Here is a 25,299-nt window from a genome sequence, read left to right as displayed (position 1 = left end):
GCCGTCGCCGCCTGCGCCTGCGCGATCAGCCCGCGCAGGCGCTCCTCGGTGTACGCGGCGTCCAGCTCGCGCGTCACCTCGTCGAGGATGTCCTGCGGCTCGCCGTAGCGGACGCCGAACTCCTCGAGCTTGCGCTCGCGGATCATCGTCGCCCCGGCGGCCTCGGACACCGCGGCCGCGAAGCGCGCGGGCAGCGCCGCCCGCGCTTCCTGGCCGCCGCTGCGCACCCGGATCTGCATCGGGATGCCGCGGTACATCTGCACGAGCACGAACGCTTCGCCGTAGCCGCCCGCCTCCACGGCGGATGCCGCGGCGCCCGCCGCGCCGTCCGCCCCGAACAGCTCGCGGATCGCGCCGAGGATGACGGCCCAGTCCTTGTTCGGACGGCGGTCGACGGCGATGAAGTCGGCGGCGCGGAACACGCTTTTGACCCCGTCGATGCCCAGCAATCTCAGATAGAACGGAGGAACCTGATCCCTGCGTTCCAATGTATACGTGTGGCGTTCGCCGAGCGGCAGCTTCTCGTCCACGTTCAGCTTCATGGAGTTCGGGCTCGGCGTCGGCTCGATCGACAGCAGCTTCATCGGAATCTCCTCCCGTCAATTGGACCCTGATCCGGCTTCGGCTAAGGAACGCCGGAGAGGGAGTATGTTCTACATCTATACATTAACTCAACTTGCGCATTCGTGCCAAATTCCTCCGCTCCCGTCCCGTCCGGCCCTCGGATATCAAGCCCCAAGGCGCGGAAATTGCCGAAAGGGCCGTCCGCGCATTGGTACATTCCCCGAATTCCTGCTATAGTATGAATGAGCACATCATCGGAGGGATCGCATGCGCAAAAATCGCTTCGGCAACCTGGACTCCGCCGGAGCCGTCCGCGCGGGAAGACACCGGTTCGCCCGTTGGGGACAGGAGAGAATCAACCGGCGCCGCGCCAAAGACTACACCGAATGCGTTCCGAACGCGAGTCCGGATCTGCCCTTCCTGCAACAGAACAGAAGCGAACCGACCATCACCTGGATCGGGCACTCCACGTTCCTGATTCAGATGTCCGGCCTCAATATCGTCACCGATCCGGTATGGGCCAGGCGGATGGCGTTCCAGAAGAGGCTGTCGCCGCCCGGCATCGAGCTGTCGGACATGCCGCCCGTCGATGTCGTTCTCGTCTCCCACTCCCATTACGACCATCTGCACGTCACGTCGCTGCGCAGGCTGAGAGGGGCCAAGAAGCTGATCGTGCCCGCCGGCCTCCGCAAGAAGCTTCTCCTCAAGGGGTTCCGTCAAGTGGAGGAGCTCAACTGGTGGGAGGAGACGACGTACCACGGCGTCAAATTCACGTTCGTGCCCGCCCAGCACTGGGCGCGCCGCAATCCGTGGGATACGAACAACTCCCACTGGGGCGGATGGGTGCTGGAATCTCCGCACGGACCGACCTTCTACTTCGGAGGAGACAGCGGCTACTTCCGCGGGTTCGAGGAGATCGGCCAGCGCTTCGACGTCGACGTCGCCATGCTCCCGATCGGGGCTTACGACCCGGAGTGGTTCATGTCGGAGGAGCACATGAGCCCCGAAGAAGCGCTGCAGGCCTTCACGGACGTGGGCGCGAACTACTTCGTGCCGATGCATTACGGAGCCTTCAAGCTGGCGGACGATACGCCGAAGGAAGCGCTCGACCGGCTGGAAGCCGAACGGCTCCGGCTCGGAATCCCGGAGCACCGGATGTTCGTGCTGCATCACGGCGAGACGATGCGCTTCGTCGCGCATCCGGAATCGGAAGCTCCGGGCGAACGATCGTAGCAACCCGGCCCGCGGAAGCGAACCGCCCCTTCTCTGCCGGCGGTTCCCCGCAGCCGATTTTAATATAGCAAAGGATGGATCATAAGCGATGATTAGCGCTAACGGCATCAGTCTTCGTTACGGGAAGCGCCCGTTGTTCGAGGACGTCAATATCAAGTTTACCCCCGGCAACTGCTATGGCCTCATCGGGGCGAACGGAGCGGGCAAGTCGACGTTCCTGAAGATTCTGTCCGGGGAGATCGAGCCTTCCACCGGCGAAGTGCACATCACTCCGGGCGAACGCCTGGCCGTGCTGAAGCAGAACCACTTCGAGTACGACGAATACAACGTGCTCGAGACCGTCATCATGGGCTACGACCGCCTGTATAAGGTCATGAAGGAGAAGGACGCGATCTACGCCAAGGCCGACTTCACCGACGAGGACGGCATGCGCGCGGGCGAGCTCGAAGCCGAATTCGCCGAGATGAACGGCTGGGAAGCCGAGAGCGAAGCGGCCGAGATGCTGAACGGCCTCGGCATCACGACGGAGCTGCACGATAAGAAAATGGCGGAGCTCGGCGGCAACGAGAAGGTTCGCGTCTTGCTCGCACAAGCTCTGTTCGGGCGCCCGAACATTCTGCTGCTCGACGAGCCTACCAACCACTTGGACATCGAGTCGATCAATTGGTTGGAAGATTTCCTGTCCGGCTACGAAGGCACCGTCATCGTCGTCTCTCACGACCGCCACTTCCTGAACCAGGTATGTACCCATATCGCGGATATCGACTTCGGCAAGATCCAGCTCTACGTGGGCAACTACGACTTCTGGTACGAGTCCAGCCAGCTGGCTCTCAAGCTGATGCGCGAGCAGAACAAGAAGAAGGAAGACAAGATGAAGGAGCTGCAGGAGTTCATCCAGCGGTTCTCCGCGAACAAGTCGAAGGCGAAGCAGGCGACCAGCCGCCGCAAGATGCTCGACAAGATCACGCTGGACGACATCAAGCCGTCCAACCGCAAATATCCGTTCATCCACTTCAAGCCCGAGCGCGAAGCGGGCAAGCAGATCGTCACCGTCGACAACGTCACCGTCACGATCGAGGGCGAGAAGATTCTGGACGGCGTCTCGTTCGTCGTGAACAAGGGCGACAAGATCGCGCTCGTCGGCCCGAACGGCCTGGCGAAGACGACGCTGTTCCAGGTGCTGGCGGGCGAGCTGACGCCGGACTCCGGCTCGGTGACGTGGGGCGTGACGATTACGCCGGCCTACTTCCCGAAGGACAACTCGAAGTACTTCGACGGCGTCGACCTGTCGATCGTCGATTGGCTGCGCCAATATTCGAAGGACCAGGACGAATCGTTCATCCGCGGCTTCCTCGGCCGGATGCTGTTCTCCGGCGACGAAGCGCTGAAGAAGGCGTCGGTGCTGTCCGGGGGCGAGAAGGTCCGCTGCATGCTGTCCAAGATGATGCTGACCGCGCCGAACGTGCTGCTGTTCGACGAGCCGACCAACCACTTGGACCTCGAGTCGATCACCGCGCTCAACAACGCGCTCGTCGAGACGGATGAGACGACGATCTTCACGTCGCACGACCATCAGTTCATCCAGACGATCGCGAACCGGATCATCGAGATTACGCCGAACGGCCTCATCGACCGGATGACGACGTACGACGAATACCTCGAGAGCCCGGAGATCAAGGAGCTGCGCGCTCGCATGCTGCCGGCTTAAGGAATGACGAGGTCGCGATACCGCGACATGGACGAGAGACTCCGGCTCCTTCCCGGGAAGGGGCAGGAGTCTTTCTTTTTTTCCCATCGTTGCAACTTTTGAACGTAAGGCCCGTCTTAACCCAAGGGGGAGGAATCGATAAGATGCGAAAAGGAATCATGGCGCTAATGGCTGCGGGAATGCTGACGCTGGCCGCTTGCGGCAATTCGGCCGAAGAAGAGACGGTACAGGGAGACGTATATCCCGTGAAGAACGAGGCTCCGAAGGTGACGGTCAGCCGCTTCGTGGACTTCGGTCCGATCAACGAGGACGTGTACGGCTCGTTCGCCGACGCCGATACGATCAAGGCGTTCGAGGAAGCCGTCGGTTCGGCCCAGCGGATGGAGGGTCAGCTGGACGTCGGGGCTGCCGATTACGACGTCGTCATCGAGCGCGACGGCGTGCCGAAGGCGATTCGGCTGTGGATCGACGACGCCGCGGAAGAAGGGGCCAAGGGCATGTTCGTGGACGCGAGCGACAGCGGCATCGGGTACACGCTGACGGCGGACGCGACGAAGAAGCTCGGAGAGCTGATCCGCGGGATCGAGTATTCGGCGGAGCAGGCCGAGAAGAACGGCGACGTCGTGCTCGCCCTGGACGGAATCAAGAACCCGGGCACTTGGGTGCAGTTCGCGGAGAACGTGAAGCAGAAGAAGCCGGGCCGCGTCCAGATTACCGCTTATACGGTAGAGGGCGACCCGATCTTCTACAATCTCAGCTACAACGGCGGAGACGATATCCGCTACCGGTTCGACACGACGCACGACGCTTACGGCAACCCCGAGAAGCGCGAGGAGTTCTGCGGCGAGATCGCGGAGACGTTGACGGACAAGGGGATGGAGTACCGTCTCAAGTCTTGCGGCGCCAACCGCGATCAAGAGAGCAAGACGTTCTCGATCCTCATTCCGGGATAAGCAGAGGAGCGGGCAGGGCGAATCCCGAGCGGGAGCCGCGGCTGCCCGCTTTTTTCTGGTTAAGCCCATTGCGCTAACGGACTTCCTTCGAACTTCCCGCTCTATTTTCCCATAAGGCCGGGAAGGACTCCCTACCGGCCGGGCAACCGTCTTCGCTATTCTGGACGTGAGCCAAGGGTTCAAAAAAAGAGAGCGGAGGAGTACAATGAACGCAAGCGCATGTAAAAAAGGAATATGGCTGGGAGTCGCCTTCCGGTCGTTCGCCGTCCTGTTCGCGGCGGCGGGGCTGCTCATGCTGCAGGGATTGTCCGAGGGATTGGAGCCGTGGGTTCGGTCCTTCCTGGCCTCGACGCCGCTGGAGGAGGGGGTGAGGTTCCACGCGGCTGCCCACGGGGCGCTGATCGGCATCCTCTTCAGCTTCAGCCTGCTGGCCATGCTGAAGGAGCCTCTGTCCAAGCCGCTGCTGCTGAATTTCTATATCGTCGGCCACCTGATCTTCCTCGCCACCCTGTCGGCGACGGACCCGGCGCTGGCGAAGCAATCCTTCTTCGTCTTCATCCTCTTCACGGTCGTTCTGGTCGTCCTGTACGCCACGTACGGCGGCAGGCGCGAGATCTTCCGGCCCTCCGAGCCGAAGGCGATGAACCGGACGCTGCTCCTGTTGACGGGGATCGCCTTGTTGGCGCTAAGCCCGTTCATTGTTCGCGGCTTAATCGAGCAGGCGGGCGACGGCCAGATGCAATTCCGCTGGGGAGAAGGGGCTGCCCTCGGGCTGACGCTTCTGTATGCGGGCTATCTGACGGCCACTTCGCGGACGGGCGCGCGCGCCTTGGGGTACCTTCAAGCGCTGGCTTATGCGTATATGGGAGCGGCATCCCTGACGCTTCCGGATTATCCGGGGAGCTGGGGGCTGTGGGGAGGCCTGGCGGCGATCGCGTACGGAATCGTTTATGGAGCGGTCGTGCGTCTGCAATTGGCTCCGCGCCCGGCGACGGCCGCGCAGGGCGCCGTCGACACCCGAACGGAATAAGGGGAATCCGAATGACCATCGGAACGAGAGAGCAAGACAACTTCATTCCGGCCGAAGGCCGCCGCCCTCCGAGGCGGCGGTCCGTCGCGCGTTGGGCCGCTTTGACCCTGTGCGGCCTCTATGCGTTTTTGTTCCTGTGGAAGATCCCGTCGTATTACGTTTACTTGCGGGACGAGTGCTTGGGCACGGCCTGCGGGCGAAGCGTTCTGACGCCGCTTCCTTCCGAAGCAGTCGCAAGCCTGGGATTGACGGACGCCGCCTTCGCCGGGTTGTATACGGGACTGTCCTTGTTCTTCTTCTCGGTCTACCTCGCGGTCGCCGTTCTTATCCTCCGCAAGCGGCCGAAGGAGCCGATGTCCTGGATCGCCGCGGTCGCGCTGAACTCGCAGCATATCACAACCTTTATTCTGACGCAGTGGGAAGGGCTCGGTTGGTTGGCGTCCGCGCTCGCCGATCTGTCGATGGTCGCCTTTATTGTCTTCCTGCTGCTCTTCCCGGACGGGCGGATCGTTCGCGGATGGATGTTCTGGACCGCCCTGGGCGCGGCGTGCGTCCGCAACTTGGCCTGGTACTTCCCGGAGCAGCCATGGGGAGCGCAACGGTGGCCGATCTGGCTGACGCTGCTCTGGATGATCGTTCTCTACGGAACGATCCTGTGGAGCCGGATCGTCCGCTATCGGCGCCATGCCGACGTGGCCGAGAAGCAGCAGACCAAGTGGGTGGTCTACGGTCTGCTCCTCTCGCAGAGCGGCATCGTGGCGGTGTCGGTCGCGCCTCTGCTCGCCGACCGCCATTTCTACTCCGCTTCGGGATACGAGACGTGGAAGCTCGTTATGGACGTGGCGGTCCAATTGCTGCTGCTCCTGATTCCCGTGACGCTCGGCATCTCCATGCTGAAGAAGCGGCTGTGGGACGTCGACCCGATCGTCAACCGGACGATCGTCTACGGCGTCCTGAGCACGGCGATCGTCGCTCTCTATTCGCTCGCGGTCTGGTATTTGTCCATTGTCTTCCGGACGGGGCCGAATATGATCCTCTCCGTCCTCGGAGCGGGTCTCGTGGCGTTCGCGTTCGCCCCCTTGAAGGCGAGAATTCAGCGAATCGTCAACCGCTTGGTCTACGGAGGGCCCAGCGATCCGTATTCCGTTCTCGAGAAGCTGGGACAGAGGCTCAAGGAGCCGTCTTCTCCGGACGAGGTGCTCGACATCGTCGTACGGACCGTCAAGGATTCCTTGAGGCTGCCATACGCGGCCATTCGGTGGAACTACCAGGGAGAATGGCGGAGAGCCGCCGCGGTCGGCCAAGAGAGCGGAGAGCCGATCGGGATTCCGCTGATCGACTCCGGCCAAGAGGTCGGAACGCTTCTGGTCTGCGCCCGATCGCCGGAAGAGAAGTTCGGCGAGGCCGATTGGAAGCTGCTGCGCCTGCTGGCCAGGCAGGCCGGATCCGTCGTTCGCAGCGTCAAGCAGTCGATGGACATTCAACTGCTGCTCGGCGACCTGCTGGAGACGAGGGAGCAGCTGATCTTCGCGCGGGAAGAAGAGAGGCGTTCGATGCGCAAGAACCTGCATGACGACATCGCCCCGCGGCTTGCCGCGCTGCGGCTCACTTCCTCTCTCGCCGCCGATTGGATCCGCAAGGATCCGAACAAGGCGATCGACCTTCTGTCCAAGTTCAAGCAGGACATCGGGGAGACCGTGGACGAGATTCGGGGCATCGTGTACGACCTGCGGCCCCAGGCGCTGGACGAGCTCGGGCTGATCGGCGCCGTCCGGCAGCGGATCGAGCAGGTCCGGCAGCTTAGGCAGCTTCGGGATCTCGAAGCGGACGAACCGTTCGAGGTGGAGCTGGAGGCTCCGGACGAGCTTCCGATTCTTCCCGCGGCGGTCGAGGTCGGCGCTTACCGGATCTTGACCGAGGCGCTGGTCAACGTCGTGAAGCACGCCCGGGCGAGCCTCTGCCGGATCCGCATCTCGCTCGAGACCGAGGAGGATTCCGGCGCTTTGACGCTTCTCGTCGCCGATAACGGGATCGGGTTGGGGAGCAGGGAGGAGGCGCCTGCGTCCGCGGAGGAGTCCAAGGGCGGGCTTGGGTTGTTCTCCCTGCGGGAGCGGGCCGAGGAGCTGGGCGGCTCCTGCTATATAGGACCGGGGGAATCCGGAGGAACCCGGATCGAGGCGAGGCTTCCGCTGAGAGCCGGAACGATTCATGGAAGGGGTTCGAATCATGCTGCGTATTCTGTTGGCCGATGATCATCCGATGTTCCGGGAGGGCGTCCGGAGCGTGCTCGAGGGCGCCGAAGGGATCAGCGTGGCGGGGGAGGCCGCCACGGGGGACGAGGCGGTGCGGCTCGCGCTCGAATTGCGGCCGGATCTGGTTCTCATGGACCTGCGAATGCCCGGGCTGAACGGCATCGAGGCGACGGCCCGGATCCGGGAGGCCGATCCCGGCATTCAAGTTCTGGTCTTCACGATGTTCAAGGACGACGCTTCCGTCATCACGGCCATGAAGGCCGGAGCCCGCGGCTATATCCTGAAGGATTCCGATCGGGACGACATCCTCCGCGCGATCTGGGCCGTCGCTTCCGGCGAAGCGATCTTCAGCGGGGACGTGGCTTCCCGGATGATCGACTACGTGACCCGGCCGCTGAGCCGGATGGACGCGTTCCCGGAATTGACCTACCGGGAGAAAGAAGTGCTCAGTCTGGCGGCGGAAGGCTGCGGCAACTCCGAGATCTCCCGGAGGCTCGGGCTCAGTTCGAAGACCGTATCGAACTATATGACCAACATTTTCAACAAATTGCAGGTATCCGACCGCGCGGAAGCCATCGCCAAGGTGAGGGCTGCGGAGAGATAACCGGGGACAAGCGGGGCGTCGGCCGATAGGGGCCGGCGTTTTTGCTTGGCGCCGGGTACTTCCCGGTCTTCCGGCCGCAATTTCCCGGATTTCGGGATAGAGACTCCCTTCCCCGCGGGAAAGAACGGGTGCTAAGATGGATATAACGACCAAACCGCGGCAGATCGGATTCAATCGAGGAGGAGGGGCCGTTCGTGGGAGAGCGTCGCCGGTTAGCATACGATATTCACGATACGGTGGGGTACACCCTTACGACGGCGCTGGTTCAGGTCGAGGGCATTCGCCGCCTGCTCGAACGGGGAGACGACGAAGGAATCCGGAAGCTCGAAGCGCTCGGGAATTTGCTCCGGATCGGCTTGGGGGAGCTTCGTCAGCTTCTGAGGCAGACGGAGGACGGTCCGGAGCCGGACGATCTCCCGGATTTGGAAGAGTCCTTGAGAGGACTGATGGAGACGACCCGGGACGCGGCCGGAGCGGAGACGTCCGTCGTCATCGATGCTCCTCTCCGCCGGCTCTCGGTCGCGCAGAAGAAAATGATCTACTACACGGTGCTGGAAGGGCTGACGAACGGATTGCGCCATGGGGAGAGCACCCGGTTCGAATTGTCCCTGACCGTGCGGGAATCCGTCCTGGTGATGGAATTGGCGAATAACGGGAAGCCGATGGCCTGTACCGGGTCCGGGTCGGGAGTCGGCTTGTCGGGGATGCTCGCCCGCATCGCTTCCGTCGGCGGCTCCCTGGAGATCAAGCCGGGGGCGGAGAAGGGAGTCCGGCTGCGCGTGAGAATCCCGATGGCGGACGAACAACGGGATGCGATCGCCGCAAGTCAGGAAGGCGAAGTCTAAGCCGCGCGGATGGAGAGTTCGCCGTCCTCTGCATCGGTTTTGATAGACGGCACCTTTACGGAATCGCGGCGAATGGAACCCACCGGACCCGGCCGGCGGTTCTTTCTTATTTCTCAGGTCCGCCAGGGCTTGCTGGTTGGCTTTTTTTTCTACGAAAGACCATTTCGTTCATGGTTGCAAGTTGCAATTGGAATCCCATGCTCCCCGTTCATAGGCCCCTTTCTTCTCTAGCGAACCCAGGAGACGCTATTTAGCGTTTAGAAGCCCTTTTGACAATCTAACGAACTCCAGCGATCTTATTTAGGGGAATTGAGGGGGAAGCGGCGCGATTAGCGCTGGAACCCGATATTGCCCTGGTTAGAGAGCTTCCGCCAAGACCTCGGACAAGCGGCATGAATAAGTGGTAAATCGCACCAGCGCCTTGAAGCAAACGCAGCGGGGGCGCGGATTGTTGTTCTTTAAGCCTAGGCGCGTTCTGGACCCTATTGCCTATGGGAGAGTCCCTCCTTGAGAATTCCGTCTCATGAATCCCGCCGCATGTCCTCCGATAATGGACTTGATACACCAAGTTCATGGGGAGGACAAGACTACATGAGAAGGAATTTGATGATTGCGCTGACCGCCCTGACGCTGGCTTCCGCTCTCCCGGCTGCGGCCGGCGCGGCGGCGAAGGAGGGCAAGGCGCAGATCGTGGCGACGGTCAGCTTCCGCACGGCCCCGAGCACGTCTTCGAGCGTCGTTCGATACCTGAAGCCCGGCGAATCGGTCGCCCTGCTGGAGAAGACGAACGATTACTGGTGGAAGGTGCGGGAGTCCGGCGGCCGGACGGGCTACGTCTCCTCGAGGTCGACGTACGTCAAGCTGATCTCGGCGCCGGCCGAAGAAGCCGATTCCGGCGCCAGCGCCAACGCCAACGCCGTCATCGTCTCCTCCGTCTCGTTCCGCGAAGCTCCGTCCGCGTCCGGGGCCCGCATTCGCTACCTCAAAGCGAACGAGAAGGTAACGGTGACCGCTAAGGTCAACTCTTACTGGTATGCGGTCACCGACTCCGACGGCAAGGCCGGCTACGTCAGCTCCTCCTCTTCCTATATCAAGCTGACGGGACCGATCCCGGACGCGTCCTCGGGGGGAAGCTCCGGCGGCAACGCGGGAACCGGCTCCGGAGGGAACGGTTCGAGCTCCGGCGGAAGCGGCTCCGGCTCGGACTCCGGAACGGATACGTCCGGCCCGGGCGGGACGTTGGACGCGGCCGCGAAGGCCGAAGCCGTCATCGAAGCCGGCCTGAAGTATCTCGGCACCCCGTACGAATACGGCTCCGACCGGAACACGACGACGACGTTCGACTGCTCGGACTTCGTCCGGCAGGCGTTCAAGGACGCGCTCGGCGTGACGCTTCCGGGCGATTCCGCTTCCCAAGGGGCCTACGTGCGCGAGAGATCGGCCGTCACGACCGATTGGAGGCAACTGAAGCGCGGCGACCTTATGTTCTTCATGGATTACAAAGGGACAAGCTCGTCCTTGTACGCGAACAAGCAGCCGTTCACCTCGAAGATCAGCCACGTAGGCATCTACCTGGGCGACGGCAAGATTCTCCAGACGTACTCGAAGACGTCCGGAGGCGTCCGGATCGACTCGATCGCGGGCAAGCATTGGGAGTACCGCTTCCTGTTCGGAGGCAGCGCCCTGTAAGCAAGCCGCGCCGCGTGCCTCGCGCCGTTCGCCCCCTCGCGCGTCTCTCCCGGCGCGCGTTATGGCGCCGAAGGCGCCGTGCGTCGGGACGCAGCACAATGGCGGCGTTCGTCCTCCATCTGCCGGGACGCTCGGCCCCCAAGGAGCGGCAACGGCCGCTATAATCCATACAAGCCGGACGAGTTCCGCTCGTCCCGGTTCGCCAAAGTTCGTCCCCTATCCGACGGGGGACGGGCTTTTTTTGTGTCGGCCGGGAGAGCCGGCGATACGGAAATCGTTTTCCAAGTGGTTACTTTACCGTTCATAAGAAGTTACAATCCGCACATTTGTCAAACAATCGCGGATTTATAATCAAATTGGAACCGAATCCCAAGCGTCATTCGGAAAGGAGGAGAGGCGTCAGCGCTATCGCATCGCAAATCCATTCGGGAGGGATTAACGATGAAGTGGAAGAGGTTGACCAGAACGTTATCCGGCTTGATGGCGTTATCGACGGCATTGTCGTTGGGATGGGGCCCGCTCTTCCAGGAGGGGCGCGCGTCGGCCTCCGCCTCCTCGTACAACTACGCGGAGGCTCTGCAGAAGTCGATTTACTTCTACGAAGCCCAGCGGTCGGGCGACTTGCCCGCGAACAATCGCGTGGAGTGGCGCGGCGATTCGGGCATGACGGACGGCGCGGACCGCGGAATCGATCTGACCGGCGGCTGGTACGACGCGGGAGACCACGTCAAGTTCGGCCTGCCGATGGCGTCGACGGCGACGATGCTCGCTTGGTCGGTGTACGAGTATGCAAGCGGTTACAATCAAGCCGGCCAGTATGAAGAGATTTTGGACAATCTCCGTTGGGTCGACGATTACTTCATGAAGGCGCACACCGCCCCGAACGAGCTGTACGTCCAGGTCGGCACGGGCGGGGTCGATCATGCCTGGTGGGGTCCCGCCGAAGTGATGCAGATGAACCGGCCGTCCTACAAAATCACCGCCTCGTGCCCCGGCTCGGACGTCGCGGGCGAGACGGCGGCGGCGCTGGCGGCTTCCGCGATCGTGTTCGAGGAGACCGATCCGGCGTACTCCGCCCAGCTGCTCACGCACGCGAAGCAGCTGTACTCGTTCGCGGACACGTACCGCGGCAAGTACACCGACTGCGTGACGGACGCCGCCAGCTTCTACAATTCCTTCTCCGGCTATTGGGACGAACTGGCTTGGGGGGCCGTCTGGCTCTATCTGGCGACCGACGACCAGACGTATCTGACCAAGGCGATCGCGGCCTCCGACCAATGGGGCAAGGAAGGGCAAACGAGCCACTGGGGCTACAAGTGGACCCAATCGTGGGACGACAAGCATTACGGGGCCCAGCTGCTCCTCGCCCGGATTACGAACGACGCCCGCTATATAACGTCTACCGAACGGAACCTCGACTTCTGGACGACCGGAACGACGGATACGCGCGAACGGATCACCTACACGCCCGGCGGCCTCGCCTGGCTCGACCAGTGGGGCTCGCTGCGGTATTCCATGAACGCTTCGTTCCTCGCGTTCGTCTATTCGGACTGGGTGACCGATCCGGCCAAAAAGCAGAAGTACAAAGACTTCGCCGTCGGCCAGGCGTTGTATGCGCTCGGGGATAACCCCCGCAATAGCAGCTACGTCGTCGGCTACGGCGTCAATCCGCCGCAGCATCCGCACCACCGCACCTCGCACGGCTCCTGGGCGGACAGCCAGACCGTGCCGGCGAACCATCGCCACGTCCTGTACGGGGCGCTCGTCGGCGGGCCGAACAGCAGCGACGCTTATACCGACTCGATCGGCGACTACGTCAGCAACGAGGTGGCGACCGATTACAACGCGGGCTTCACCGGCGTGCTGGCGAAGATGAACCTGCTCTACGGGTCGGGACAGCAGCCGCTCGCGAACTTCCCGGCGCCCGAGACGAAGGAAGACGAGATGTTCGTCGAGGCTTCGTTCAACAGCACCGGTCCGAACTATACCGAGATCAAGGCGCTTCTCAACAACCGTTCCGGCTGGCCGGCCCGCATGGGCGACAAGCTGAGCTTCCGCTACTACGTCGACCTGACGGAAGTGTATAACGCGGGGTACACGGTTAACGACATCGCGATCACGACCAACTACAACCAAGGAGCGACGGTATCGGCGCTCAAGCCATACGACGCGGCGAACCATATCTATTACGTCGTCGTGGACTTCACGGGCACGAAGATTTATCCGGGCGGGCAGTCGGCCTACAAGAAGGAGATCCAGTTCCGGCTGGCGGCGCCGCAGGCGACGTCGTTCTGGAATCCGGCGAACGATTATTCGGCGAAGGGATTGACGGCGATGTCGACCGTGAAGACCGCCTACATTCCGGTGTACGACAACGGCGTGAAGGTGTTCGGCAGCGAGCCGGGGGCCGTTACGCCGACCGTTCCGGCGGCTCCGGCGGGGCTCTCCGCGACGGCGGGCAACGCGCAGATCAGCCTGAGCTGGACGGCGTCGGCCGGAGCGACGGGCTACAACGTGAAGCGGGCGACGACGAGCGGCGGCCCGTATACGACGGTGGCGACGGGCGTGACGGCGACGAGCTACGCGGATACGGGGCTGACGAACGGCACGACGTACTACTACGTCGTCAGCGCGACGAACGCGGCGGGCGAGAGCCCGAATTCGGCGCAGGTTAGCGAGACGCCGACCGCGGCGCCGACGGTTCCGGCAGCTCCGGCGGGGCTCTCCGCGACGGCGGGCGACACGCAGGTCAGCCTGAGCTGGACGGCGTCGGCCGGAGCGACGGGCTACAACGTGAAGCGGGCGACGACGAGCGGCGGCCCGTATACGACGGTGGCGACGGGCGTGACGGCGACGAGCTACGCGGATACGGGGCTGACGAACGGCACGACGTACTATTACGTCGTCAGCGCGACGAACGCGGCGGGCGAGAGCCCGAATTCGGCGCAGGTTAGCGCGACGCCGGCGGCGCCGGCGACGGGCGGACTCGTCGTGCAGTACAAGACGACCAATTCGAGCGCGACCGACAACCAGGCGTACGCCCAGTTCAACATCAAGAATACCGGCACGAGCGCCGTCAACCTGAGCGGGCTGAAGCTGCGCTACTACTTCACGAAGGACGGCAATTCGGCGCTTAGCTTCTGGTGCGATTACGCGCAGGTCGGCAGCTCCAACGTCAGCGGCGCGTTCGCGACGGTGAGTCCGGCGAAGACGGGCGCGGACACGTACCTGGAGATCTCGTTCGGCTCGGGAGCGGGCTCGATCGCGGCCGGCGGGCAGAGCGGCGAGATCCAGGTCCGGTTCGCGAAGTCCGACTGGTCGAACTTCAACGAAGCGGACGACTATTCGTACGACGCGACGAAGACGTCGTTCGCCGACTGGAGCAAGGCGACGCTGTATCAGAACGGAACGCTGGTATGGGGAACGGAACCCTAATAAACCGACAGCGAACGAAATACGCGACTCCGATCCGAAGGCGCCGAGGCCTGCGCGGCGCGGCCCCTTCGGCTATCAACCGCCAAAGGAGCTGATATCGTTGAGTAAAACGAAAGGGATCGCTTCCGTCGCGGGCGCGGCCGTGCTGCTGTCCGCGCTGCTTCCGCTGGCCCCGGCCGCCCATGCGGCGCCGGTCAACGTATCCATTACGGTCGACACGGGAGCGGAGAGGACGAACATCAGCCCCTACATTTACGGGACCAATCAGGATTTTCCGAATGTCGGCGATTATACGGCCCGACGATTGGGAGGCAACCGGCTGACCGGCTACAACTGGGAGACCAACGCTTCGAACGCGGGCAGCGATTGGCTGCATTCGAGCGACGATTATCTGTGCGGCGCCAACGTCAGCGGCTGCTCGGCTCCGGGCGCCACGGTAACCAAGTTTCACGACGTGTCCGTCGCGAACGGAAGCTACTCGCTCGTCACGCTTCAGATGGCGGGCTACGTCGCCGCGGACAAGAACGGATCCGTATCGGAGAGCGAAGCGGCTCCTTCATCCCGGTGGCGCCAAGTCGTGAACGAGAAGGGCAGCCCGTACACCCTGACGCCGGACCCGAACGACGGAAGCGTCTATATGGACGAAGAAGTGAACTTCCTCGTGAACAAGTACGGCTCCGCGGCGACTTCCACGGGAATCCGGGGGTATTCGCTGGATAACGAGCCGGCGTTATGGTCGTCGACGCATCCGCGAATCCACTCCGCCAAAGTGGGAGCCAAAGAGTTGGTGGACCGGTCGGTCGCTCTGTCGAAGGCGGTTAAAGCCGTCGATCCAGCCGCCGAAATTTTCGGACCCGCGTTGTACGGATTTTACGCCTATTACGCGCTTCAGGACGCGCCGGACTGGCCGGCGGAGAAGGGCAGCTACAACTGGTACGTCGATTACTACCTCGACAAAATGAAGCAGGCATCCGCGACGGCGGGCAAACGGCTGCTCGATACGCTCGACGTTCACTGGTATCCCGAAGCGCAAGGAGGCGGACAGCGCATCGTTTTCGGCGGGACCGGCAATACGGACACGCAGAAGGCGCGCGTGCAGGCGCCCCGTTCGCTGTGGGACCCGACGTATCACGAAGACAGTTGGATCAACACGTCCTTTTCCAGCTATCTTCCCATAATCCCGAGACTGAAATCTTCGATCGACTCGTATTACCCGGGCACCAAATTGGCGATCACCGAGTACAGCTACGGCGGAGAAGGGGACATCTCGGGCGGCATCGCCCAAGCGGACGCGCTCGGCATATTCGGGAAGTACGGGCTGTACTTCGCGTCGTTCTGGAAGCTCGAGTCCGACTCCGATTACGTGAATTCGGCGTTTAAGCTGTACCGCAATTACGACGGCAACGGCTCCAAATTCGGCGACATTCACGTCAAGGCGGACACTTCCGATATCGCGAACAGCTCCGTATACGCCTCCGTCAACGACGCGACGAATTCGGAGCTGCATCTGATCGTTCTGAACAAGAGCTTCGACAGTTCGCTGAACGCGAACATTCAAATCGCCGGCGACAAGACGTATACCTCCGGCGTCGTCTACGGCTTCGACAGCACCGGTACTGCACTCTCGCAGAAAGGCGTTATCTCCTCCATTAGCGGCAATCAGTTCGCGTACTCGATTCCGCCTTTGACCGCCTATCACATCGTACTTCAATCGGGGAATTCATCGACGCCTGCGGCACCGACGGGCGTGACGGCGACGGCGGGCGACGCGCGGGTCGACTTGGCTTGGGCCCCTGTAAGCGGAGCCGCGAGCTATAACGTGAAGCGGGCGACGACGAGCGGCGGCCCGTACGCGACGGTGGCCTCGGGCGTGACGTCGACGGCTTACGCGGATACGGGCCTGACGAACGGGACGACGTATTATTACGTCGTGAGCGCGGTCCATCCGGCAGGCGAGAGCGCGAACTCCGCTCAAGCCGTCGCAACGCCCCAAGGGGCGCCGCCGACGGGCGGGCTTGCGGTGCAGTACAAAGTGAACAACGCGAGCCCGAACGACAACCAGGTCATGGCGCAGTTCAACATCAAGAACGCGGGCGCGAGCCCGGTCGCCATGAATTCGCTGAAGCTGCGCTACTACTTCACGAAGGACGCCGGTTCTTCCGCGCTTCAATTCTGGTCCGACTGGGCGCAGGTCGGCAGCTCGAACGTGAGCGGCTCGTTCGTCGCGATGAACCCGGCGAAGACGGGAGCGGACGCCTACCTCGAGATCTCGTTCGGCCCGGGAGCGGGCTCGATCGCGCCGGGCGGACAGAGCGGCGAGATTCAAGCCCGGTTCGCGAAGTCCGACTGGTCGAACTTCGACGAAGCGAACGACTACTCCTACGACGGAACGAAGAGTTCGTTCGTCGACTGGAGCCGGGTAACGCTGTATCGGAACGGCACGCTGGTATGGGGAACGGAGCCGTCCTGAACGGCGGCTCTTCCCTTCATTCGATCAGGAGGAGGAGTTACGAATGATAGCGAGTTTGACGAACAAGGCGTTTAAGCTCTGGATCGCCCTCGCCGTCGTCCTGACGGTCTATGCGGGATTAGGGTCGGGCCCGGCTCCGAAGGCCGCCGCGGCGACCGTGAACGAGACCCGGTTCCTGGAGCTGTACGACGCCATCAAGGATCCGAATAACGGGTACTTCTCGCCGGAAGGCATTCCGTATCACTCCGTCGAGACCCTCATCAGCGAGGCTCCCGACTACGGCCATATGACGACGTCCGAGGCGTACAGCTACTGGCTGTGGCTGGAGACGCTGTACGGCTACTACACCGGGGACTGGACCAAGCTGGAAGCGGCTTGGGACAGCATGGAGAAGTACATCATTCCGATCAACGAAGGCGACGGCAAGGAAGAACAGCCGACGATGAGCTATTACAATCCGAACAGCCCGGCCACGTACGCGGCGGAGAAGCCCTATCCCGACCAGTATCCGTCCCAGCTGACGGGGCAATACGCGGCGGGCAAGGACCCCCTCGACGCCGAGCTCAAGGCCACGTACGGCAACAACCAGACGTATCTGATGCACTGGCTGGTGGACGTCGACAACTGGTACGGCTACGGCAACCTGCTGAACCCGTCCCATACGGCGACATACGTGAACACGTTCCAGCGGGGCGAGCAGGAATCGGTCTGGGAAGCGATCGACCATCCGTCCCAGGACGACAAGTCGTTCGGCAAGCCGGGCGAAGGCTTCATGTCCCTGTTCACGAAGGAGAACGCCGCTCCCTCCGCCCAGTGGCGCTACACGAACGCGACCGACGCGGACGGGCGGGCCATCCAGGTGATGTACTGGGCGAAGCAGCTTGGCTACAACAACCCGGCATACCTGAATAAAGCGAAAAAAATGGGAGACTACTTGCGCTACGGCATGTACGACAAGTACTTCCAGAAGATCGGCAGCGCCAGCTCCGGGTCGCCGACGGCCGGCACGGGCAAGGACGCCAGCCACTACCTCATGTCGTGGTACACGGCTTGGGGCGGCGGACTGGGAGCGAACGGCAGCGGCAACTGGGCTTGGCGGATCGGCGCGAGCCACGCCCACCAGGCTTACCAGAACCCCGTCATGGCGTACGCCCTGTCCACGAACGCGGGCGGCCTCATCCCGGCCTCGCCGACGGCCCAGACAGACTGGAGCACGTCGCTGACGCGGCAGCTCGAGTTCTACACGTGGCTCCTGTCCTCCGAAGGAGGAATGGGAGGCGGCGCGACCAACAGCTGGAACGGAAGCTACGCAGCCTATCCGTCCGGCGTCAGCAAGTTCTACGGCCTCGCCTACCAGGAGGCTCCGGTGTACCACGACCCGAACTCGAACACGTGGTTCGGCTTCCAATCGTGGCCGTTGGAGCGCGTCGCCGAGCTCTACTACATCCTCGCCTCCAACGGGGATACGTCGTCCCAGAACTTCCAGATGGCCAAGAACATCATCCAGAAGTGGATCGACTGGTCGATGGACTACGTGTTCGTGAACAAGCGTCCGTCGACGGACGCCGACGGCTACTATCTGAACGCGTCCGGACAGCGGGTGCTGGGCGGCCTCAACCCGGCCATCGCCTCGACGAACGCGCCGGGCGAATTCTGGCTCCCCTCTACGCTGGAATGGACGGGACAGCCGGACACGTGGAACGGCTTCTCCTCGTTCACCGGCAACCCGTCCTACCACGTCATCACGAAGAGCCCCGGCCAGGACGTCGGCGTGCTCGGAAGCTACGTCAAGGCGCTGTCCTTCTTCGCGGCCGGCACGAAGGCCGAGACGGGCGGCTTCACGGCGCTTGGCAGCCAGGCGAAGACGCTGGCCGAGCAGCTGCTGGATACGGCCTGGAGCTACAACGACGGCATGGGCATCGCGGTCGACGAGACGCGGGCCGATTATTACCGCTACTTCACGAAGGAGATTTACTTCCCGAACGGATGGTCCGGAACGTTCGGCCAAGGCAACGCGATTCCGGGAACCGGAGCCGTCGCTTCCGATCCGGCCAAGGGCGGCAACGGCGTCTACATCAGCTACGCGCAGCTTCGTCCGAAGATCACGCAGGATCCGCAATGGTCTTATCTGTCCGACCTGTATAACAGCTCCTGGAATCCGGCGACCCAGAAGTGGGAGAACGGGACGCCTACGTTCAAGTACCATCGCTTCTGGTCGCAGGTCGACATCGCCACCGCCTACGCGGAGTTCGACCGGCTGATCGGCGGAGGCTCGACGACGCCGACGGTTCCGGCGGCTCCGGCGGGGCTCTCCGCGACGGCGGGCAACGCGCAGGTCAGCCTGAGCTGGACGGCGTCGGCCGGAGCGACGGGCTACAACGTGAAGCGGGCGACGACGAGCGGCGGCCCGTACGCGACGGTGGCGACGGGCGTAACGGCGACGAGCTACGCGGATACGGGGCTGACGAACGGCACGACGTATTACTACGTCGTCAGCGCGACGAACGCGGCGGGCGAGAGCCCGAATTCGGCGCAGGTTAGCGCGACGCCGACCGCGGCGCCGACGGTTCCGGCAGCTCCGGCGGGGCTGACGGCGACAGCGGGCAATGCGCAGGTCAGCCTGAGCTGGACGGCGTCGGCCGGAGCGACGGGCTACAACGTGAAGCGGGCGACGACGAGCGGCGGCCCGTATACGACGGTGGCGACGGGCGTGACGGCGACGAGCTACGCGGATACGGGGCTGACGAACGGCACGACGTACTATTACGTCGTCAGCGCGACGAACGCGGCGGGCGAGAGCCCGAATTCGGCGCAGGCGAGCGCGACGCCGACGGCGCCGGCGACGGGCGGACTCGTCGTGCAGTACCGGACGACCAACTCGAGTCCGACCGACAACCAGGTGTACGCCCAGTTCAACATCAAGAACACCGGCACGAGCGCCGTCAACCTGAGCGGGCTGAAGCTTCGCTACTACTTCACGAAGGACAACGCCTCTGGGCTTAGCTTCTGGTGCGATTACGCGCAGGTCGGCAGCTCCAACGTCAGCGGCGCGTTCGCGACGGTAAGCCCGGCGAAGACGGGCGCCGATACGTATCTGGAGATCTCCTTCGGCTCGGGAGCGGGCTCGATCGCGGCCGGCGGGCAGAGCGGCGAGATCCAGGTCCGGTTCGCGAAGTCCGACTGGTCGAACTTCAACGAAGCGGACGACTATTCGTACGACGCGACGAAGACGTCGTTCGCCGACTGGAGCAAGGCGACGCTGTACCAGAACGGAACTCTCGTCTGGGGAACCGAGCCTTAATCGCCGCGGCGGGCGTCCCCTTCTTCCGGCTTCCGGGTCGGGGACGCCCGTTCGTGCATTCCGATGCGAAGGAGGAGTCCGCCATGTTCAATCCGAAGAGAGGGCGGCGGCGTCTCGCGCCGCTGCTCGCCTTCGCCGTCGCGCTCGGCCTGTCGTTCCCGGCGGGGAGCGGGGAGAGCGCCGCCGCCGGCGCGCCGACGGGCTATTATCATACGTCGGGCAACCGGATCGTCGATTCCAACGGCGATCCCGCGATTTTCAACGGCATCAGCTGGTTCGGCTTCGAGACTTCGAATTATTCTCCCCACGGCCTGTGGGCTCGTTCGCTGGACAGCTACCTGGACGAGATCAAGAACCGCGGCTACAACTTGATCCGGCTGCCGTTCAGCTCCCAGATGTTCGATCCCGGATCGACCGTCAACAGCATCAACGCGGTCGTGAATCCGGACCTGGTCGGGCTTACTCCCCTTCAGCTCATGGACAAGGTCGTGCAGGAGGCGGGGGAACGCGGCATCCAGATCTTCCTGGACCGTCACCGTCCCGATTCGGGAGGCCAATCGGAGCTGTGGTACACGGCGCAGTATTCGGAGCAGCGCTGGATCGACGACTGGAAGATGCTCGCGGCGCGTTACGCGAACAATCCGACGGTCATCGGCGCGGACCTTCATAACGAGCCGCACGGAACGGCGACGTGGGGCACCGGCGACCCGGGCACGGACTGGCGCCTCGCCGCGGAACGGGCGGGCAACGCGATCCTGTCGGTGAACCCGAATTGGCTGATCATCGTCGAAGGGATCCAGTCCAACGTACGGGGGCAGACCGGCTCCTATTGGTGGGGCGGCAACCTGAAGGGAGTCCGGAACGACCCGGTGCGCCTGAACGTCCCGAACCGGGTCGTCTATTCGCCGCACGATTACGGGCCCGGCGTCGCACAGCAAACGTGGTTCGAGGACCCTTCGTTCCCGAACAACCTGCCGGCGCTGTGGGATTCGTACTGGGGGTATATCAGCAAAGAGAACATCGCCCCGATTCTCGTCGGGGAATTCGGCGGGCGCAGCGTCGACGCGGTCAGCAAGGAAGGCCGATGGCAGAACGAGCTGGTCGACTATATTCAAGCGAACGGCCTGTATTGGGCGTACTGGTGCCTCAATCCGAACAGCGGAGACACCGGAGGGCTGCTGCTCGACGATTGGACGACGTGGAACGCCCCGAAGCAGACGATGCTTAACTGCATCATGAAGCCGCTGTCGGGCGGATGGCAGTCGGCGCCGCAGCCGCCGTCAAGCCTGACCGCGACGGCGGGCGACGCCAAGGCGAGCCTGAGCTGGCCGGCCTCGGGCGGAGCCGCGAGCTACAACGTGAAGCGGGCGGCGACGAGCGGCGGCCCGTACGCGACGGTGGCGTCGGGGGTGACGGCGACGAGCTACGCGGATACGGGGCTTGCGAACGGCACGACGTATTACTACGTCGTCAGCGCGGCGAACGCGGCGGGCGAAGGGGCGAATTCGCCCGAAGCGGCCGTTACGCCCCAGGCGGGATCGAACGGTTCGCCGGGCTCCCTCGTCGTCCAATACAAGGCGAACCAGCCGAATCCGGCCGGCAATCAGATTACGGCCCAATTCAATATCAAGAACAATGGCGCTAGCGCCGCGAGCCTCTCCGGACTTAAGCTGCGGTATTATTTCACGAAGGAAGGGGCGGCCGGGCTCAGCTTCTTCGTCGATTACGCGGCGGTCGGCAGCTCCAACGTCGGCGGTGCGTTCGCGGCCGTCAGTCCGGCGAAGCCGGGAGCGGACACGTACCTGGAGATCTCGTTCGGGCCGGGCGCCGGCTCCATCGCGCCGGGCGGCCAGAGCGGGGACATTCAGATCCGCGCGGCCAAGACGGACTGGTCGAACTTCGACCAGAGCGACGACTACTCGTTCCTGGCGACCCAATCGTCTTACGCCGACTGGACCCATGCGACGCTGTACGAGAACGGCGCTCTCGTCTGGGGAACGGAGCCTTGACGGCGCGCCGATAGCGAGCGAACGGGACGACGGGAAGCCGGGGCGAACGAGATTCGGCCCGGCTTCCGGTTCCGGCTTGGGAACGCAGGACCGTTTTCTGACGCCAGACCGTCTCTTTTTCCTTAAAATAGTAGTTGTCGGACATATCGGAGGGGAGAGGAGGACCCCGAATGCAGACCGTTCTATTCATCGCCGGCGAGTCGGAATCGGCCGAGTGGTTGGAAGGGTGGGGCGATTCGGAGACCGCGCCCGCGAAGATCTGGAAGGCTTCCGATGCCGGAGGCGCCAGGCGGCGGCTCGAAGGAAGGCGGTTCGACTGCGTATGCTGCGATCTGGAGGCGACCGGATTCGAGGAGGGGCTGGCGCTGCTGGAGTGGGCCCGGGAACGGGATCCCGGCGTCGCGTGGCTGTCGATCGTTCCGCCCGGCTTGACGGGAGAGCAGATCGAGAGGCTGGACGGCTGTTCCTACGTCGTGAAGCCGCTTCGGCCCGGGAGGCTGCCGGCCGTTCTGTCGCGAATGCTACGCCAATCAAGGGAGAGGGGGGAATTGAAGAATAAGCGGGAAGCGGCCGGCGAATGGCTGCTTCCCGTTCGCATCGCCGTGAACCGATGGCGCATCGGGCTCACTTCCCGCGAGCGGACCTTGCTCGAGTTCGCGCTCGGCAACGCGGCGGACGAACTGATCCGGGGTTCGGAAGCGGGGCTGACGGTTCCGGTCCAAGACGGCTTCGCGGTGCTGCTCCTCGGGCTTCCGGCGCCGCTTCGAAGAACGGACGAGATCGAGAGCCGCTGCCGCCGGTTCGCGAAGGCCGCCCGGAATCACTTCTACGCCGACGTCTCGGTCTCGATCGGGGAGCCGGTCGCGATGAGAAGGATCGGGGGCGAAGCGGAGGACGAATACGAGGGAGACGAGGAGGGAGGCCGGGCGGGAAGTCCGGAACGCGGGCGTAGCGGCGCGTCGGCATCGTTATCGATGGAGGAGGCGCAGGAGGAGAAGACTCAGGAGGAGAAGACGCAGGAAGAGAAGCTGCAGGCGGAGAAGACGCGGGCAGAGAAGGCGGAGGCAGAGTCGCCGGAGGAGGCGAAGAAGGAGGCAGGGAGGCCGGATGAAGGGAAGAAGGAGGTCGGCAGGCGGGAGACAGGCGATTCGGAGGGCAGGCTCGCGCGCGAAGCGGACGGGAAGCCGAGCCGTCAGGCGCGAACGAGGAGTCCGAGTCCGTCGGACCGAGCCGTTCTGCAGCGCATCTTCTCCTACGTGGACGAACATTTGCCCCATGAGCTGAAGAGAGAGGAGATCGCCGATCTCGTCCACTTCCATCCGGCTTACTTGTCCCGGTTCTTCAAGAGCCGGACGGGAACGTCGCTGTCGCGGTACATCGTCAACCAGCGGATCGAGAAGGCGAAGGTGCTGCTGACGCAGTCCGAGCTGCAGGTGAGCCACATCGTCCATCGGCTCGGCTATTACAATACCTCCCACTTCACGCGAACGTTCAAGCAGGCGACCGGCTTCACGCCCAGGCAGTACCGCAGCGTCATCGTCGGAGAATCGGACTCGCCGCCCGTCCGTTGACGGCCGCCGCACAACTTTTTTTTGCTTCCGGTCCAGCCTATCTGGATGATATTGGCGGACCGGGAAAATATATGCCTTAGCCAACCGGGGGGCCTGATTTTATACTTAAAGGGTTGGATTCAGGTTTTTTTGCGAACAGGAAGGGATTTGGACATGGCAACCAAGAAGAGGCAGCAGGAGCACAACGGCAATCAACTGGTACGGGGCTTGAAGGCCCGCCACATGACGATGATCGCCATCGGGGGCTCGATCGGAACGGGGCTGTTCCTGGCGAGCGGCAGCGCGATTCATTCCGCCGGCCCGGGAGGCGCGCTTCTGGCTTACGCGGTCATCGGCTTCATGGTTTACTTCCTGATGACGAGCCTTGGGGAGATGGCGGCCTACATGCCCGTATCGGGCTCGTTCAGCACGTATGCGGGGAAGTTCGTCGACCCGGCGCTAGGCTTCGCTCTCGGCTGGAACTACTGGTTCAATTGGGCCATCACGATCGCCGCCGAGATCTCGGCCGCCAGCCTTATCGTCAAATATTGGCTGCCGGGAACGCCTTCGCTAGTATGGAGCGTACTGTTCCTTCTGCTAATGACCGGCATCAACTATTTCTCCGTGCGGGCGTACGGGGAATCGGAATTCTGGTTCTCGTCCATCAAGGTCATCACGGTCGTCGTCTTCATCGCGATCGGACTGATCATGATCGTGCGCATCCTGACGGGAGCCAATCCGGGACCTCTGCATTTCTCGGAAGGGGGAACGTCCGTACACGGCGGGCTGCTGGCGGTGTTCGGCGTGTTCATGACGGCCGGCTTCTCCTTCCAGGGCACCGAGCTCGTCGGCGTCGCCGCCGGGGAGAGCGAGGACCCGGCCCGGAACGTGCCCCGGGCGATCAAGCAGATTTTCTGGCGCATCCTGATCTTCTACATTATGGCCATCGCGGTGATCGGAGCCCTGATCTCGTACCGGGATCCGCTGCTCCTGCAATCCGGGATCGAGAACATCGCCGTCAGCCCGTTCACGATCGTCTTCGAGAAGGCCGGCTTCGCCTTCGCCGCCTCCGTTATGAACGCGATCATCCTGACGTCCGTGCTGTCCGCCGGCAACTCCGGCATGTACGCGTCCACCCGCATGCTGTGGGTGCTGGCGAAGGAGGGCAAGGCGCCGGCTTGGCTGAGCAAAATCAATAAAAGAGGCGTCCCGACCGCTTCTCTTCTCGTTACGGCGGCAATCGGGATGCTCGCGTTCCTGTCCTCGCTGTTCGGAGACGGCACCGTCTACATCTGGCTGCTGAACGCTTCCGGCATGTGCGGCTTCCTGGCGTGGCTGGGCATCGCGATCAGCCATTACCGGTTCCGGCGGGCCTTCGAGGCGCAGGGCAAGAAGGCGGACGAACTGCCGTACCGCGCCCGCTGGTTCCCGTTCGGCCAGCTCGTGGCGTTCGCGATCTGCTTCGTCGTCATGATCGGCCAAGGGTATTCGCTCCTCGAGACGGGCGAAGTCGATTGGTACGGGGTCGCGGCCACGTACATCGGGCTTCCCCTGTTCCTGATCGTCTACGCAGGATACAAGATCAAGCATCGCACCCGGCTGATTCCTCTGCGGGAGTGCCGGTTCGAGGATACGTAGGAAAAAAAGCCGCCCTCC

General features: G+C 63.1%; 15 protein-coding genes. 14 read left to right on the top strand and 1 reads right to left on the bottom strand.

The features are described 5' to 3' along the window. A partial coding sequence (locus H7B90_RS12070) for a virulence factor (RefSeq protein WP_185136127.1) occupies positions 1 to 584 on the bottom strand: 584 nt, incomplete at its 3' end. Between the two features lie 247 nt (positions 585 to 831). On the opposite strand from H7B90_RS12070, the gene H7B90_RS12065 reads away from it, so the two are divergent. The 14 genes from H7B90_RS12065 (at position 832) to H7B90_RS12000 (ending at position 25,281) form a co-directional block, all read left to right on the top strand. Continuing rightward, complete coding sequence (locus tag H7B90_RS12065) at positions 832 to 1,797, top strand: MBL fold metallo-hydrolase (protein WP_185136126.1); 966 nt, start codon at positions 832 to 834, stop codon at positions 1,795 to 1,797. An 88-nt stretch (positions 1,798 to 1,885) separates the two neighbouring features. Next, positions 1,886 to 3,505, top strand: a complete 1,620-nt coding sequence (locus H7B90_RS12060) for an ABC-F family ATP-binding cassette domain-containing protein (RefSeq protein WP_185136125.1) — start codon at positions 1,886 to 1,888, stop codon at positions 3,503 to 3,505. A gap of 143 nt (positions 3,506 to 3,648) precedes the next feature. Next, complete coding sequence (locus H7B90_RS12055) at positions 3,649 to 4,458, top strand: DUF4362 domain-containing protein (protein ID WP_185136124.1); 810 nt, start codon at positions 3,649 to 3,651, stop codon at positions 4,456 to 4,458. Between the two features lie 205 nt (positions 4,459 to 4,663). Continuing rightward, entirely contained in the window at positions 4,664 to 5,488 is an 825-nt protein-coding gene (locus tag H7B90_RS12050) for a hypothetical protein (RefSeq protein ID WP_185136123.1), read from the top strand. 11 nt (positions 5,489 to 5,499) lie between these two features. Continuing rightward, positions 5,500 to 7,740: a GAF domain-containing sensor histidine kinase gene (locus H7B90_RS12045; protein ID WP_185136122.1), complete on the top strand. Its 2,241-nt coding sequence runs from the start codon at positions 5,500 to 5,502 to the stop codon at positions 7,738 to 7,740. Then, complete coding sequence (locus H7B90_RS12040; RefSeq protein WP_185136121.1) at positions 7,715 to 8,344, top strand: response regulator transcription factor; 630 nt, start codon at positions 7,715 to 7,717, stop codon at positions 8,342 to 8,344. Before H7B90_RS12045 ends, H7B90_RS12040 begins: the two co-directional genes overlap by 26 nt. A gap of 194 nt (positions 8,345 to 8,538) precedes the next feature. Next, positions 8,539 to 9,189 (top strand): sensor histidine kinase, encoded by a 651-nt coding sequence (locus H7B90_RS12035; protein ID WP_185136120.1) that lies wholly within the window; start codon positions 8,539 to 8,541, stop codon positions 9,187 to 9,189. A 591-nt stretch (positions 9,190 to 9,780) separates the two neighbouring features. Next, positions 9,781 to 10,878 carry a C40 family peptidase gene (locus tag H7B90_RS12030; protein WP_185136119.1) on the top strand — a complete coding sequence of 366 codons (1,098 nt, stop codon included), beginning with the start codon at positions 9,781 to 9,783 and terminating at the stop codon, positions 10,876 to 10,878. Between the two features lie 441 nt (positions 10,879 to 11,319). Then, positions 11,320 to 14,313, top strand: a complete 2,994-nt coding sequence (locus tag H7B90_RS12025) for a glycoside hydrolase family 9 protein (protein ID WP_185136118.1) — start codon at positions 11,320 to 11,322, stop codon at positions 14,311 to 14,313. A 100-nt stretch (positions 14,314 to 14,413) separates the two neighbouring features. Beyond that, entirely contained in the window at positions 14,414 to 16,783 is a 2,370-nt protein-coding gene (locus H7B90_RS12020) for a glycoside hydrolase family 44 protein (RefSeq protein WP_376701729.1), read from the top strand. Positions 16,784 to 16,826: 43 nt separating this feature from the next. Next, positions 16,827 to 20,084, top strand: a complete 3,258-nt coding sequence (locus tag H7B90_RS12015) for a glycoside hydrolase family 48 protein (protein WP_185136117.1) — start codon at positions 16,827 to 16,829, stop codon at positions 20,082 to 20,084. Positions 20,085 to 20,167: 83 nt separating this feature from the next. After that, positions 20,168 to 22,093 carry a cellulase family glycosylhydrolase gene (locus H7B90_RS12010; RefSeq protein ID WP_185136116.1) on the top strand — a complete coding sequence of 642 codons (1,926 nt, stop codon included), beginning with the start codon at positions 20,168 to 20,170 and terminating at the stop codon, positions 22,091 to 22,093. 170 nt (positions 22,094 to 22,263) lie between these two features. Further along, entirely contained in the window at positions 22,264 to 23,664 is a 1,401-nt protein-coding gene (locus H7B90_RS12005; protein ID WP_185136115.1) for a response regulator transcription factor, read from the top strand. Between the two features lie 153 nt (positions 23,665 to 23,817). Further along, complete coding sequence (locus H7B90_RS12000; protein ID WP_185136114.1) at positions 23,818 to 25,281, top strand: amino acid permease; 1,464 nt, start codon at positions 23,818 to 23,820, stop codon at positions 25,279 to 25,281. Positions 25,282 to 25,299: the final 18 nt, after the last annotated feature.

It is taken from the genome of Cohnella xylanilytica (assembly GCF_014212175.1).
GTDB classification, from domain to species: Bacteria; Bacillota; Bacilli; order Paenibacillales; family Paenibacillaceae; genus Cohnella; species Cohnella xylanilytica.
The sequence above is the reverse complement of the archived record's forward strand: the minus strand, read 5'-3'. Positions and strand labels throughout refer to the sequence as shown.